Source organism: Pararhizobium sp. A13 (genome assembly GCF_040126305.1).
Taxonomy (GTDB): domain Bacteria; phylum Pseudomonadota; class Alphaproteobacteria; order Rhizobiales; family Rhizobiaceae; genus Pararhizobium.
In genome coordinates this window covers 4251290-4265143 of record NZ_CP149510.1, presented here as the reverse complement: position 1 = coordinate 4265143, position 13854 = coordinate 4251290, and the positions used below count along the sequence as shown (strand labels likewise).

Annotated in this window: 12 protein-coding genes; 9 read left to right on the top strand and 3 right to left on the bottom strand. The window is 60.3% G+C overall.

Annotated features, from left to right (window positions below; translation table 11 throughout):
- Positions 1-280: 280 nt before the first annotated feature.
- The 6 genes from WI754_RS20845 to WI754_RS20820 all read left to right on the top strand — a co-directional run bounded on the left by WI754_RS20845 (position 281) and on the right by WI754_RS20820 (position 5877).
- Positions 281-1183 carry a branched-chain amino acid ABC transporter permease gene (locus WI754_RS20845; RefSeq protein WP_349435373.1) on the top strand — a complete coding sequence of 301 codons (903 nt, stop codon included), beginning with the start codon at positions 281-283 and terminating at the stop codon, positions 1181-1183.
- 4 nt (positions 1184-1187) lie between these two features.
- Positions 1188-2579: a high-affinity branched-chain amino acid ABC transporter permease LivM gene (gene livM / locus WI754_RS20840; RefSeq protein ID WP_349435372.1), complete on the top strand. Its 1392-nt coding sequence runs from the start codon at positions 1188-1190 to the stop codon at positions 2577-2579.
- On the top strand, positions 2579-3457 hold the full coding sequence (locus tag WI754_RS20835; protein WP_349435371.1) for an ABC transporter ATP-binding protein: 879 nt from the start codon (positions 2579-2581) through the stop codon (positions 3455-3457). The genes livM and WI754_RS20835 overlap by 1 nt, the downstream gene beginning before the upstream one ends.
- Positions 3457-4182, top strand: coding sequence for an ABC transporter ATP-binding protein (locus WI754_RS20830; protein WP_349435369.1), 726 nt, complete (start codon positions 3457-3459; stop codon positions 4180-4182). Before WI754_RS20835 ends, WI754_RS20830 begins: the two co-directional genes overlap by 1 nt.
- A 109-nt stretch (positions 4183-4291) precedes the next feature.
- On the top strand, positions 4292-4636 hold the full coding sequence (locus WI754_RS20825) for a DUF6867 family protein (RefSeq protein WP_349435368.1): 345 nt from the start codon (positions 4292-4294) through the stop codon (positions 4634-4636).
- A 122-nt stretch (positions 4637-4758) separates the two neighbouring features.
- Entirely contained in the window at positions 4759-5877 is a 1119-nt protein-coding gene (locus WI754_RS20820) for a branched-chain amino acid ABC transporter substrate-binding protein (protein ID WP_349435367.1), read from the top strand.
- Positions 5878-5977: 100 nt separating this feature from the next.
- Here WI754_RS20820 and WI754_RS20815 read toward each other — a convergent pair whose 3' ends face one another.
- Positions 5978-6427, bottom strand: coding sequence for a MarR family transcriptional regulator (locus WI754_RS20815; protein WP_349435366.1), 450 nt, complete (start codon positions 6425-6427; stop codon positions 5978-5980).
- A gap of 246 nt (positions 6428-6673) precedes the next feature.
- On the opposite strand from WI754_RS20815, the gene WI754_RS20810 reads away from it, so the two are divergent.
- The 3 genes from WI754_RS20810 to WI754_RS20800 all read left to right on the top strand — a co-directional run bounded on the left by WI754_RS20810 (position 6674) and on the right by WI754_RS20800 (position 9459).
- Positions 6674-7672, top strand: coding sequence for an alpha/beta hydrolase (locus WI754_RS20810; protein WP_349435365.1), 999 nt, complete (start codon positions 6674-6676; stop codon positions 7670-7672).
- A gap of 123 nt (positions 7673-7795) precedes the next feature.
- Positions 7796-8770 carry a D-glycerate dehydrogenase gene (locus WI754_RS20805; protein ID WP_349435364.1) on the top strand — a complete coding sequence of 325 codons (975 nt, stop codon included), beginning with the start codon at positions 7796-7798 and terminating at the stop codon, positions 8768-8770.
- Between the two features lie 392 nt (positions 8771-9162).
- Positions 9163-9459 (top strand): hypothetical protein, encoded by a 297-nt coding sequence (locus WI754_RS20800; protein WP_349437904.1) that lies wholly within the window; start codon positions 9163-9165, stop codon positions 9457-9459.
- A 6-nt stretch (positions 9460-9465) separates the two neighbouring features.
- Here the strand turns inward: WI754_RS20800 and WI754_RS20795 are convergent, their stop codons facing one another.
- On the bottom strand, positions 9466-10386 hold the full coding sequence (locus WI754_RS20795) for a response regulator transcription factor (RefSeq protein WP_349435362.1): 921 nt from the start codon (positions 10384-10386) through the stop codon (positions 9466-9468).
- Complete coding sequence (locus WI754_RS20790) at positions 10379-13768, bottom strand: ATP-binding protein (RefSeq protein WP_349435360.1); 3390 nt, start codon at positions 13766-13768, stop codon at positions 10379-10381. Before WI754_RS20790 ends, WI754_RS20795 begins: the two co-directional genes overlap by 8 nt.
- Between the last annotated feature and the right edge of the window lie 86 nt (positions 13769-13854).

Genomic DNA, 13854 nt, shown 5'->3' with positions numbered 1-13854 from the left:
AGGCCGGCTGATGATAAATGTGCACAAGCGGGCACTGCGCAGGCGGCTGGTCGTAAGATTCACGGTTTGGTGCCCAAAAACACGCTCTGAACTGCTAATTTTTTGATTTTTTGGCTGTTAAAGCGTCAAAATCACTAAACTGGGAAAGAATTTCAGGAAAGCGTCATTTTACGCTTCACTTTTGGTTCGAAAGCATTATGGAATCCCCTATCGAAAAGGCTCGGAAAGAGCTTCTAAAACAAGAGGTCTGACCTAATAGGATCAGACCCGGGGGATATTGATGGAGTATTTTGTCCAGCAGCTCGTCAACGGGCTGACGCTTGGCTCGATTTACGGTTTGGTCGCCATTGGCTACACAATGGTTTACGGCATCATCGGCATGGTCAATTTCGCCCACGGCGATATCTTCATGCTGGGCGGTTTCGCGGCTCTGATTGTCTACCTGATCCTCTTGGGATTGTTCGGTGGCGTTCCGATCGCCCTTGCCCTGTTCATCATGATCCTCATCGCGATGCTGATGACGGGCCTGTGGAACTGGGTCATCGAAAAGCTGGCTTACCGCCCGCTGCGCGGCTCGTTCCGGCTGGCGCCGCTGATCACCGCGATCGGCATGTCGATTGCGCTGTCGAACTTCATTCAGGTGACGCAAGGCCCGCGCAACAAGCCGGTCCCGCCGCTGGTGTCGTCGGTCTACGACATTTTCGGCATTTCGGTCTCGCTGAAGCAGATCATCATCGTGCTGGTAACGGCCATTCTGCTGACGATCTTCTGGTATATCGTCAATCATACGCCACTCGGGCGCGCCCAGCGCGCGACCGAACAGGACCGCAAGATGGCGGCGCTGCTCGGCATCGATGTCGACAAGACGATCTCGATCACCTTCGTCATGGGTGCAGCGCTGGCAGCCGTTGCCGGTACCATGTACCTGATGTATTACGGCGTGATCGTGTTTACCGACGGGTTCACGCCGGGCGTCAAGGCGTTCACGGCAGCTGTGCTGGGCGGCATCGGCTCTCTTCCGGGCGCCGTGTTGGGCGGCCTCATGATCGGCCTGATCGAATCGCTCTGGTCTGCCTATTTCACCATCGACTACAAGGATGTCGCGACATTCTCGATCCTCGCCATCGTGCTGATTTTCAAGCCGTCTGGTATTCTGGGTCGGCCGGAAGTCGAGAAGGTATAGTTTCATGGCAAACATTTCGCACACCAATGAGGCCGTCAGCAGCAATCTGATGGCGCGGGCTCTGCGCGAGGCCTTTTATGCCGGTCTCGTCGCTCTCGGCCTGTTCGTGCTCTTCGTCGGCCTGAAGACCGACCAGAACATCTTGAACGAGCTTGTCCTCGTCCAGCGCTGGGGTCTTCTGGCGATCTTCGTCGCCATCGCCGTGGTCGGCCGTTTCCTGGCGGTCGCCTATGTTCGTCCCTGGCTGGAGGCGCGCAAGGCGGCAAAGGCCGCAGCTCCTGCGGTCGAGCGGGAGGCGGGCTTCGTTGCGCGCAATTTCAGTCTGCTCGCCATCCTCGCCCTGATCGTCTACCCGCCGGTCATGGTGGCATTGTTCGGCTTCCAGGGCTCGCTGAAATGGGTCGATAACTTCGGCATCCAGATCCTCATCTATGTGATGCTGGCATGGGGACTGAACATCGTCGTCGGCCTCGCCGGCCTTCTTGATCTCGGTTATGTCGCCTTCTACGCGGTCGGCGCCTATTCCTACGCGCTGCTGTCGTCCTATTTCGGCCTGTCCTTCTGGCTGCTCCTGCCGATGGCCGGTGTCCTGGCAGCGCTATGGGGCACGGTCCTTGGCTTCCCAGTGCTGCGCCTCAAGGGGGACTACCTGGCGATCGTGACGCTCGCCTTTGGGGAAATCATCCGGCTGGTGCTAATCAACTGGACGGAAGTGACCAAGGGCACGTTCGGTATCTCCGGCATCGCCAAGGCAAGTGTCTTCGGCATCTGGTCCTTCGATGTCAGCGCCGCGAACAATTTCGCCAAGGCATTCGGCCTGCCTATGTCCTCGGCCTATTACAAGATCTTCCTGTTCTATCTGGCCCTGGCGCTCTGCATGCTGGCCGCCTTCGTCACGATCCGCCTGCGGCGCATGCCGATCGGCCGGGCCTGGGAAGCGCTGCGCGAGGACGAAATTGCCTGCCGTTCGCTCGGTATCAACACGGTGACGACCAAGCTGACGGCATTCGCCACCGGCGCGATGTTCGGGGGGATTGCAGGGTCGTTCTTTGCCGTCCGCCAGGGTTTCGTCTCGCCGGAATCCTTCGTCTTCCTGGAATCGGCGATCATTCTTGCGATCGTGGTTCTCGGCGGCATGGGCTCGCTGGTCGGCATCGCCGTCGCCGCCACCGTGATGATCGGCGGCACCGAACTGCTGCGTGAAATGGACTTCCTGAAGCGGATCTTCGGACCTGACTTCACCCCGGAACTCTACCGCATGCTGATCTTCGGTCTGGCAATGATCGTCGTCATGGTCTGGAAGCCTCGCGGCTTCGTTGGCTCGCGCGAACCCACGGCATTCCTGCGCGAACGCAAGAGTGTCTCCGGCAGCTTTACCAAGGAAGGGCACGGCTGATGGCCCTTGAGACAGACACAATGACGAAAGATCCAATCCTCAAAGTCGAGCATCTGTCGATGCGTTTCGGCGGCCTGATGGCCATCAACGACCTGTCGTTCGAAGCCTATCGCGGCGATATCACCGCGCTCATCGGCCCGAACGGCGCCGGCAAGACGACGGTGTTCAACTGCATCACCGGCTTCTACAAGCCGACGATGGGCATGATCACGATGCGGCAGAAGGCCGGGAAGGAATACCTTCTCGAACGCATGTCGGATTACGAGGTCAACCGCGACGCCAAGGTGGCCCGCACCTTCCAGAATATCCGGCTCTTCTCGGGCCTGACGGTTCTGGAGAACCTGCTCGTCGCCCAGCACAACAAGCTGATGCTGGCTTCCGGCTACACCATCCTCGGCCTGCTCGGTTTCCCGACCTACAAGGCGGCGGTCGGCGAATCGATCGAGCGCGCGAAATACTGGCTCGACAAGGCAAACCTGACCGACCGCGCCGACGATCCGGCCGGCGACCTGCCATACGGTGCACAGCGCCGTCTGGAAATCGCCCGCGCCATGTGCACGGGGCCGGAATTCCTTTGCCTGGACGAGCCTGCGGCCGGTCTCAATCCGCGTGAATCGCTCGCCCTCAACGAGCTTTTGCGCAGCATCCGCAAGGATACGGATACGTCGATCCTGCTGATCGAGCACGACATGTCGGTGGTCATGGAAATTTCGGACCACGTTGTGGTGCTGGAATACGGGCAGAAGATTTCCGACGGAAATCCGGATTTTGTGAAACACGATCCGAAGGTTATTGCGGCTTATCTCGGTGTTGAAGATGTTGAGGTCGAAGAAGTGATCGAACAGATCGAGGAAATCGCGCCGGGAGATACGCACTGATGAGTGATACCCTCCTGAATGTGAAAGCCGTCGAGACCTATTACGGCAATATTCGCGCGCTCGCTGGCGTTGACGTCGAGGTCAAGCGCGGCGAGATCGTCTGCATGATCGGTGCCAACGGTGCCGGTAAGTCGACGCTGATGATGACCATCTGCGGCAGTCCGCAGGCGAAGACCGGTTCGGTGATCTTCGACGGCGAGGACATCACCCACATGCCGACGCACGAAATCGCTCGGCTGCGCGTCGCCCAATCACCGGAAGGTCGGCGCATCTTTCCGCGCATGACCGTCTTTGAAAATCTCCAGATGGGCGCGAGCCTGGATAATCTGAAGCATTTCGACGAGGACGTGGAAAAGATCTTCACGCTTTTCCCGCGGCTCAAGGAGCGTCAGGCGCAGCGCGGCGGAACGCTTTCGGGCGGCGAGCAGCAGATGCTGTCGATCGGCCGTGCCCTGATGGCGCGCCCGAAGCTTCTGCTTCTCGACGAGCCGTCGCTTGGTCTGGCGCCGCTGATCGTCAAGAGCATTTTCGAGGCGATCAAGAAGCTCAACGAACAGGAAGGCCTGACCGTCTTCCTCGTCGAGCAGAACGCCTTTGCTGCGTTGAAGCTCTCCCATCGCGGCTATGTCATGGTCAACGGCAAGGTGACCATGAGCGGCAGCGGCAAGGAATTGCTGGCCAATCCGGAAGTGCGCGCCGCCTATCTCGAGGGCGGCCATCATTGATGCCATGCCTGCCGGCGGTGCTACGCTGCAGCCGGCGGGTGTGATTTCGGTACGTTGGAGCGTTTTGCGCGGCTTGAGAGCCGCCTGCGCTTTGAAGGGGAGAAATGGGATGCAAGGCATTCTCTACGAAGAACCGACCATTCTGCAGTTCGCGTTGGTCACCGTGGTGATGGGCGGATGGACGGCCTGGCGCACGGGAAAGAGCGCTGCCGAGGGCTGGAGCAAATACTCGACATTGATCATCTACACCCTACTTCTGGGTGTGGCGATCCGCTTTATCCATCATGCGCTTTTCAACGGCAGCATGTTGACTTTGCAGTACTATATCGTGGACACCATCGTCCTTTTGTTGTTTGCTACGGCCGGTTATCGCTACTACCGCACGAAGCAGATGACCAACAATTACTACTGGCTCTATGAGAAGGCATCGCCTTTCTCGTGGAAGGCGAAATAACAGAGGGAAACCCATGGTGGCGCCGGGTGCGCTGCCTGCGGATACAAGAATACCGGCGCGATTATGGTGGGTATCGTGACCGGTTTAAACGACACCCGCTCAAATTTTTTGGGAGTAACAAGATGAAGAAGTCACTTTTGTCGGCTGTTGCGCTGACTGCAATGGTCGCTTTCAGCGGCACTGCATGGGCTGACCTGCTGGTTGGTGTTGCTGGCCCGCTGACGGGACCGAACGCAGCTTTCGGCGCGCAGCTCCAGAAGGGTGCTGAGCAGGCCGCTGCCGACATCAACGCTGCCGGCGGCATCAATGGTGAGCAGATCAAGATCGTCCTCGGCGACGACGTTTCCGACCCGAAGCAGGGCGTTTCCGTCGCCAACAAGTTCGTGGCTGACGGCGTCAAGTTCGTGGTCGGCCACTTCAACTCCGGCGTTTCGATCCCGGCTTCCGAAGTCTACGCGGAGAACGGCATCCTGGAAATCACTCCGTCTGCTACGAATCCGGTCTTCACCGAGCGCGGCCTGTGGAACACCTTCCGTACCTGCGGTCGTGACGACCAGCAGGGTGCCGTTGCCGGTGCCTACATCGCTGCCAACTTCAAGGATGGCAAGGTTGCCGTCGTTCACGACAAGACGCCTTACGGCCAGGGTCTTGCTGACCTGACCAAGGCTGCCATGAACGAAGGCGGTGTGAAGGAAGTCATTTACGAAGGTATCACGACTGGCGACAAGGACTTCTCGGCCCTGATCGCCAAGATGAAGGAAGCCGGTGTAACGGTGGTTTACTGGGGCGGCCTGCACACCGAAGCCGGCCTCATCATGCGCCAGATGGCTGACCAGGGCCTGAAGGCCACTTTCATGTCCGGCGACGGTATCGTTTCGAACGAACTTGCTTCGATCGCTGGCGACGCTGTTGACGGCACGCTGATGACGTTTGCTCCGGATCCGCGCAAGAACCCGGCTGCAAAGGAACTGGTTGAAAAGTTCCGCGCTGCCGGCTTCGAACCGGAAGCCTACACGCTGTACTCCTATGCCGCTCTGCAGGTTATTGCAGAAGCTGCAAAGACGACCGGCGGCAACGACTCGCAGGCAGTTGCGGAAAACATCAAGGGTAAGGGCCCGTTCCACACCGCCATCGGCGAACTAAGCTATGACGACAAGGGCGACATCACCCGTCCGGACTACGTCATGTACACCTGGAAGAAGGGCGACGACGGCAAGTACACCTACTTCCAGAACGAATAGTCGTTCCGGGCATACCAATTGGTCCATCTGGACCGCGAAAGGCCCGGCATTGCCGGGCCTTTTTGCATTTGCGGTCCAGGCGCGCGACGCCGCGTCTCCGCTAGCGCAGCAGCGATGATCTCAACATCGCGATCTCCGCCTTGAGCCGTGCCAACTCGTCCATCTCCAGACCGCTCGCTTCGAGAATGCACGGCGGAATGGTTTTTGCCCTTTCCCGAAGCGCGCGTCCCGATGCCGTCAATTGCACCCGGACTTGCCGCTCATCGGTCTTGTCGCGGGTCCGCACGATGAGCCCCAAAGCCTCCAGGCGCTTCAGCACCGGCGTCAGCGTGCTCGATTCCAGAAACAGCTTTTCACCGAGGCTCCCGACCGTCTGGTCATCCTGCTCCCAGAGCGAGACCATGGCGATGTACTGCGTGTAGGTGAGCCCGATCGCGTCCAGAAGCGGCTTGTAGACGCGGTTGAGGGCGTGATGCGCGGAATAGATCGCGAAGCAGAGGAAGTCGTCGAGTTTGGTTATATCCGCTTTGTCGTTCAGTGTCTGATCCATTGTGCCCATCCTTTATCCAATGGCTGCAAAATAAATCGTTCGCGATTTAATCGCAAGGCATTGACATGAGAAAATTCCGCGCGTAAGTATTGTCAACGATTTAATCGTGCACGATATTAATTCGGCATCGCCAAACAGATGCCCTTGCGGCCGAAATTCGAGTATTTATATCGCGCACGATTAAATCGCTAAAAAATCAACCGCGCCGCCGCAACCCGGCATCGCAAAATGGAGAAGGAGAACGTCATGTCCAACAGCACCCAGGAACAGAATTTTTCCCGCCGCAATATCCTGCTTGCAGGCGTCAGCGGAGCAGGGATCGCTGCAGTTTCGGGCGCCCTGGTCGGCTCGACCGCGGTTGCCCAGGATCAGGCTGCATCGGTGGCCGCAAGCCAGGCTCCGGCCCAGCGCAGCGTCAACACCATCACCACGCGCGACGGCGTCGAAATCTACTTCAAGGACTGGGGTCCGAAGGATGGCCCTGTCGTCATTCTCAGCCACGGCTGGCCGCTTTCTTCCGACAGTTGGGAAGCCCAGGCACTGCATCTGGCCGACAACGGCTTCCGCGTCATCACCCACGACCGTCGCGGCCATGGCCGCTCGTCCCAGCCATGGGATGGCAACGACATGGATCACTACGCCGATGACCTGGCCGACCTGATCGAAGTTCTGAACTTGGAGAACGTTTCGCTGTTCGGCTTCTCCACAGGTGGCGGCGAGATCAGCCGTTATATCGGCCGCCACGGCACCAGCCGGGTCGCCAGGGCCGGCCTGATTGCTGCCGTACCACCACTGATGCTGAAGACGGCCGCCAATCCCGGCGGCCTGCCGATCGAAGTCTTCGATGGCATTCGCGCCGCTTCTATCGCCGACCGGTCGCAGCTCTACAAGGATATCGCTTCCGGACCGTTCTTCGGCTTCAATCGCCCCGGTGCCAAGGTCTCGCAGGGCATGATCGACAGCTTCTGGCTGCAGGGCATGGCAGGCGGCCACAAGAACACCTATGACTCGATCAAGGCGTTTTCGGAAACCGACTTCACCGAGGACCTGAAGAAGTTCGACGTGCCGACGCTGATCGTCCATGGCGATGACGACCAGATCGTGCCGATCGACGCTGCGGCCCGCGCTTCCAAGACGCTGGTGCCGCATGCCACGCTGAAGGTCTACGCCGGTGCGCCGCATGGCATCACCGATACGCATAAGCAGCTGTTGAACGACGACATGCTCGCCTTCCTGAAGAGCTGACCGGGACCGATCGGGGCGCCATTTTAGCGCCCCGATCTGCATATCTGTTTCAACCGAATGGCCGCTGGTTTGCGGCCGTTCCTGTGTTAAGTGTCTGCTTCAGATACCAGCCAGGAGCAGCCGATGGCCCAGAAATCACGCATTCTCGTCACCCGCCGCTGGCCCGAGGCAGTGGAGCGCGTTCTGGCAGAACGGTTCGATGCTTCGTTCAATGCCTCGGATATCGCCATGGATTCGGCAGCACTTATCGAAGCGCTTCGCTCTTTCGATGCGGTCTTGCCAACGGTATCCGACCGCCTGCCGGCTTCGCTTTTCGAGGCCAATGACGTCTGCACCAAAATTCTCGGTAATTTCGGCGTCGGCTACAATCACATCGACATCGCTGCTGCAAAGGCGCGCGGCATTGTGGTCACCAACACGCCCGGCGTTCTCACCGATTGTACCGCCGATATCGCCATGTCGCTGCTGCTTACCGTTGCGCGCCGGGCAGGTGAGGGCGAACGCGAGGTTCGTTCCGGGCGGTGGACCGGTTGGCGGCCGACGCACATGATCGGAACCAAGGTGACCGGCAAGACGCTCGGGATTATCGGCTTCGGCCGGATCGGTAAGGCCATGGCAAAACGCTGCCATTTCGGCTTTGACATGGATGTCGTTTTCTACAACAGGTCGAAAATCGATGCCGCGGGCGCATCGCGGTTTGGCGCCCGGCAACTGGACACCGTCGAGGAGGTGCTGGCCGTCTCCGATTTCGTCTCGTTGCATTGCCCAGGCGGCGGCGAAAACCGGCATCTGATCAATGCGCAACGTCTGGCCATGATGAAACCGGAAGCGTTTCTGATCAATACCGCGCGCGGCGATGTCGTCGACGAAAACGCGCTGGTCGAAGCACTGGAAACCGGCGTCATCCGTGGGGCCGGTCTCGACGTCTTTGAGGCGGAGCCGAATGTCCCCGAGCGGCTGCGTGGTCTGGACAATGTCGTGCTCCTGCCGCATCTCGGCAGCGCAACGGAAGAGACGCGCACGGCGATGGGCATGAAAGTCGTCGAGAACGTCACGGCGTTCTTCGAAGGGCGGCAGCCTCCGGATCGCGTGGCATAAACCCCTGACTTTAAAAGACTAAATATTAGCATGTTGCGATATTGCAACGTGGCGTGATTGTCGATGGCGACCGATTGCCCACCCGGAGGAATCGGCAGATAATGCTTAAATATAAGGCAGGCTGGCACGTCGCCCAAGGGTTGTAGTGACGGGCCATGTCCAGGAACGGACGCACGGCCCCCCCTGAAGGGATCGTGCTGATGTCGGCGTCGGCGGAGCTTGCCGACGTCAGCCGGTATGCGGGAAGAAACGCTTCGACGGCGGGAACAGCAGTGGTCCCAAACCAGGAGTTCTTCATGCGCTTCTCAAAGGTAGCCTACCGCCCAATCGCAGCTGGACATGTTTCGGTTGCGATCCCCGTCCTTCAGGAAAGAAGATACTACCTCGCCTGGCTGATACCACCGCTGATCGCAGCCAGCTTATGGCCTGCGGCGGGCAAGGCGCATGATGCGCCGTCCGGCTGGAGCTATCCGTTCTCCTGCTGCTCCAATCAGGATTGCCGGCCGGTCGCCGCCAAGGCGATCAGCGAGAAGCCGCAAGGTTACGTCATCAATGTCACCGGTGAGGTGGTGCCCTATGCGGATAAGCGTGTCCGGTCCTCGCCGGACGGCGAATACCATTGGTGCTCGGTCGCAGGCGAGGCAAAGAGCCGGACGCTCTGTCTCTTCGTGCCGCCGCATTCATACTGAAGGCGGCTAGACCTCGCGCAAGGCATTCGCCGCCTTGACGGCGGCAGACGCACGGTTTTCGACGCCGAGCTTCACGTAGATCTGTTCCAGGTGCTTGTTGACCGTACGGGCGCTCAAGCCCAGGATTTCGCCGATATCGCGGTTCGATTTGCCCTTGGCGATCCAGAGCAGCACCTGGGCCTCGCGCACCGTCAGCGAAAAATTCTGGCGGAGAATGTCGTCGTCGCTGGTCTGGCTGACGCCGGTGAGACGGAACAGGAATTCGTCGCCGCCGATGGCGCCAAGATAGGCAAGCTGCAAGACCGGTTGCCCATGCTGGTGGATGATCAGCGGCTCCTTGGAGACCCCGTGTTTTTCGCGCTCCTCCAGCCAGGTGCGGATATGGTCGGCGAGCGTTTCCAGCCCATCATCCCGGCCCGTTGCGGCATTGACCAGCCGCGTCGCCTGCGGCGTCGACCACTGGATGCCGCCGGTCCCACGCACGGCCAGCAGGTGCCGCCCGGCCGCATCCAGCGCCACGCGCGCGCTTTGCGCCGAGCGCGCATTGGCAAGGTGTACGCGGATACGGGCGCGCAGTTCGTCGATATTGATGGGCTTCGAAAGATAATCGACGCCGCCGGATTCCAGCGCGTGGACGATATGTTCGGTTTCCGTCAGCCCGGTCATGAAGATCACCGGCACCTGAGCGATGCCGGGATTGGCCTTGAGGCTGCGGCAGGTGTCGAAACCGTCCATGCCCGGCATCACCGCGTCCATCAGGATGATATCCGGCGTGATGCGGTCGACGACGTTGATTGCAGCTTTGCCGGACGTGGCGATCAACACAGAGAAGCCGGATTGTTCGAGCGCATCGGTGAGGAAGCCCAGCGTTTCCGGAGAATCATCCACGATGAGCACGATATCGCGTGGATGGACTGCTTCATTCACCGGCGGCTCTCCCGTGTTTGTTTATGCTCTGGAGGAAATCCGCATAGCCGGCAAGGTCGAAAGCCTGAACATAGGTCTTCACGGCCTCGGTAAAGGGCTGATTTTCCTCCGAGCGCGCGAGATCGGCGAGCTTCGCCTCGATGCCGCGGACATAGCCGATTTCACCCAGCCGGATCAGTTCCTCGACATGGGCGACACCGGGCGTCTTGACCTCGGCGCTGACTTTTGGCTTTGGCGGAGGTGCAGCCGTATCGCTGTATTCCCACTCGAGGGCCAGATGGACGGCCAGCTTGTCGTGCAACTGGCGGATATCGAAGGGCTTGGTCAGGGTATCGTTGTGACCAGTGCGCGCATCCGCCTCGGTACCGTCTCCGATATTGGCCGAGAGCATGATCACCGGCGCCGTCTGTCCGTGCTCGCGCAGCCGCGTGACCAGTTGCCAGCCGTTCATGCCGGGCATCGATATGTCGATCAGGAAGAGATCGGGTTTGACGCCCTCGATCAGCGTCAGGCATTCCGTTCCGCCTGCCGCCGTCAGCACGACGAAATCGAGCGGCATCAGCACCTCGCGCATCAGGTCGCGGTGATCCTCGTTGTCGTCGACGACGACGATCGTGCGGCGGGGGCCGGCATAACCGGCGATCTTGCGCACCGAGGGCAAGGAGGCGGTCGGCCGGTTGATCGCCGAGAGCATCAGGCGGACGCGGAAGGTCGAGCCCTTGTCGCGCTCGCTGTCGACGACGATCTCGCCACCGAGCGTCTGGGTCAGAAGCCGAGTGATAGTGAGCCCCAACCCAAGGCCCGGCATCGGCCGGATATGTTCGGCCTCACCGCGCTGGAATGGCTCGAAAATGCGCGGCAGGTCGGCTTGCGAAATGCCGCGACCGGTGTCGGAAACGGTGAAGGTCGCAACCTGGCTGCGATAGGCCACGTCGAAGCGGATTGTGCCGCTGTCGGTGAACTTGATGGCATTGGAGAGCAAATTGACGAGGATCTGCCGCAGCCGTTTCTCGTCGGTGCGGACATATTGCGGCAGGGTGCTTGCCCGGTCGTGCTCGAAGACGAGACCCTTGGCCTGGGCTTGCGGGCGGAACATGTCGGCGATCTGGTCGAGGAAATCCTGGATATTGATCTCGTTCGAATAGACCTGCAGACGGCCGGCCTCGATCTTGGAGATGTCGAGCAGCCCGTCGATCAGGCCCGACAAGTGGTCGGCGCTGCGCTTGATTACCTTGATCGCCGACTGGCGTGGAGCGGGGATGGTCTCATCGCGTTCGAGGATCTGCGCGTAGCCGAGAACGGCGTTGAGCGGCGTTCTCAGTTCGTGGCTCAAACCCACCACATAGCGGCTCTTGGCGCGGTTGGCGGCCTCCGCCGTCTCCTTGGCGTATTGCAGGGCCGCATCGGTCTTCTTGTGGGCGGCGATCTCCTTCAGGAGCAGCGTGTTCTGGCGCGAGGATTCCTCTTCCGCCACCAGCCGGCTGTCATGCGCCAGCACATAGAACCAGCAGACGATGCCTGTGACGACGGCAAAGACGAAGAAGACCACACCGATCGTCCGGTTAATCACCGCGGCCACCTGCGGCGACGCCGTGCCGGTCTGGTGGGCGATCATTGCCAGAATGACGCCGATGCCGGCAACGGAGAGGACGACGGCAATGCCGTAGCGTCCGAGGCGAGTGGCGAGCGTTTCGGTAACCTTTTGCGGCAGCAGGGCCTTGGCGACAACGGCGGTCTGCGCATTGAAGCTCGCATGCGGCTTGCACATGTCGTGGCAGCGGCTGTCGAGCGAGCAGCAGAGAGAACAGATCGGCGCGGAATAGGCCGGGCACCAGGCCATGTCCTCGGGTTCGAACGGATGTTCGCAGATCGAGCAGGTGACGGTAGAGAGCTTCTTCCAGCTCTGGCGCGGCTTGCGGGCGAGATAGTATTTGCCCTTGGTGGCCCAGGCTATGGCGGGGGAGGCGATGAAGGCGGTGATCAGCGCGATATAGGGCGCCAATGACGACGCCATCGCGCCGAGCAGACCGAAATGGGCGGTGAGGGCGATGAGGGCCGACAGCGTCATCGCACCGACGCCGACGGGGTTGACGTCATAGAGATGGGCGCGCTTGAACTCGATATTCGGCGGTGCCAGACCCAGAGGCTTGTTGACGAAGAGATCGGCCGAGATGGTGCAGAGCCAGGACATGGCGATGATCGAGAAGATGCCGAGCGTCTCTTCCAGCAGCTTGTAGATGCCGAGTTCCATCAAAAGCAGGGCGATCGCCACGTTGAACATCAGCCAGACGACGCGGCCGGGGTGGCTGTGGGTAAGACGTGAGAAGAAGTTCGACCAGGCGAGCGATCCCGCATAGGCATTCATCACGTTGATCTTCAGTTGCGAGACGACCACGAAGGCCACCATCAGCAGTAATGCCGCATTGTGCCAGGGGATCATGTAGCCGAAGGCGGTCAGGTACATGTGCGCCGGGTCGGCGGCATCCTCCGCCGGAACGCCGGCGCTAAGACAGAGGACGACGAGAAACGAACCGGCCAGCAGTTTTGGCGCGCCGACGATCACCCAGCCGGCGCCGGCGAGGAACACGGCGATCCGGTGATGCAGCTTGCGCTGCCCTTCCGGCGGCAGGAAGCGAAGAAAGTCCACCTGCTCGCCGATCTGCGCCATCAGGGCGAGAATGACGGCGGAGGCCGCCCCGAATTCGGCAAGCGAAAATGGCGCCAAGGAGCCGGGCGCGCCAGCCGCCTTGTGGGCGCCGGCAAAGGCGAGCCAGAGATCGAACTTGCCCCAGTCTGCGAGCGCGATGAAGATGAAGGGCAGGATGTTGAGGATGATCCAGAATGGCTGGGTGAGCAGCTGGAACTTGCTGATCAGGCGAACGCCATGCGTCACCAGCGGGATGACCATGACGGCGCTGATGATATAGCCGATCCAGACGGGGATGCCGAGCGCCAGTTCGAGCGCCGCCGACATGATCGAGGCCTCGATGGCAAAGAGCATGAAGGTGAAGCTCGCGTAGATCAGCGAGGTGATGGTCGAGCCGATATAGCCGAAGCTTGCCCCGCGCGTCAGAAGATCGATATCGACGCCATGGCGGATGGCGTAGCGGCTGATCGGCAGGCCGACACAAAGCATGACGATGCTGGCGGCAAGAATGGCGATGACCGCGTTGGTCGTGCCATAGGAGAGGGTGATGGCGCCACCGATCGCCTCCAGCGCCAGGAAGGAGATCGCCCCGATCGCGGTCTGCGAAATGCGCTGCGAGGAGAATTGCCGGGCGCTCTTGGCGGTGAAACGCAGCGCGTAGTCTTCCAGCGTCTGGTTGGCGACCCAGCGGTTATATTCGCGCCGGACCGGAATGATGCGCTGGCGGGCTGTCATCTGCTGTGTCGGTTCCCCTTGCTATCTTCGCGGCCGCAATAAAGTCGTAGCACAGAAGATCGTGATCCTTAAAGGTGCTGCATTGC

Bases quoted from the DNA above. Each gene is read 5' to 3' on its own strand.
- WI754_RS20845 (WP_349435373.1), top strand. From the start codon at position 281: ATGGAGTATTTTGTCCAGCAGCTCGTCAACGGGCTGACGCTTGGCTCG.
- livM (WP_349435372.1), top strand. From the start codon at position 1,188: ATGGCAAACATTTCGCACACCAATGAGGCCGTCAGCAGCAATCTGATG.
- WI754_RS20835 (WP_349435371.1), top strand. From the start codon at position 2,579: ATGGCCCTTGAGACAGACACAATGACGAAAGATCCAATCCTCAAAGTC.
- WI754_RS20830 (WP_349435369.1), top strand. From the start codon at position 3,457: ATGAGTGATACCCTCCTGAATGTGAAAGCCGTCGAGACCTATTACGGC.
- WI754_RS20825 (WP_349435368.1), top strand. From the start codon at position 4,292: ATGCAAGGCATTCTCTACGAAGAACCGACCATTCTGCAGTTCGCGTTG.
- WI754_RS20820 (WP_349435367.1), top strand. From the start codon at position 4,759: ATGAAGAAGTCACTTTTGTCGGCTGTTGCGCTGACTGCAATGGTCGCT.
- WI754_RS20815 (WP_349435366.1), bottom strand. From the start codon at position 6,427: ATGGATCAGACACTGAACGACAAAGCGGATATAACCAAACTCGACGAC.
- WI754_RS20810 (WP_349435365.1), top strand. From the start codon at position 6,674: ATGTCCAACAGCACCCAGGAACAGAATTTTTCCCGCCGCAATATCCTG.
- WI754_RS20805 (WP_349435364.1), top strand. From the start codon at position 7,796: ATGGCCCAGAAATCACGCATTCTCGTCACCCGCCGCTGGCCCGAGGCA.
- WI754_RS20790 (WP_349435360.1), bottom strand. From the start codon at position 13,768: ATGACAGCCCGCCAGCGCATCATTCCGGTCCGGCGCGAATATAACCGC.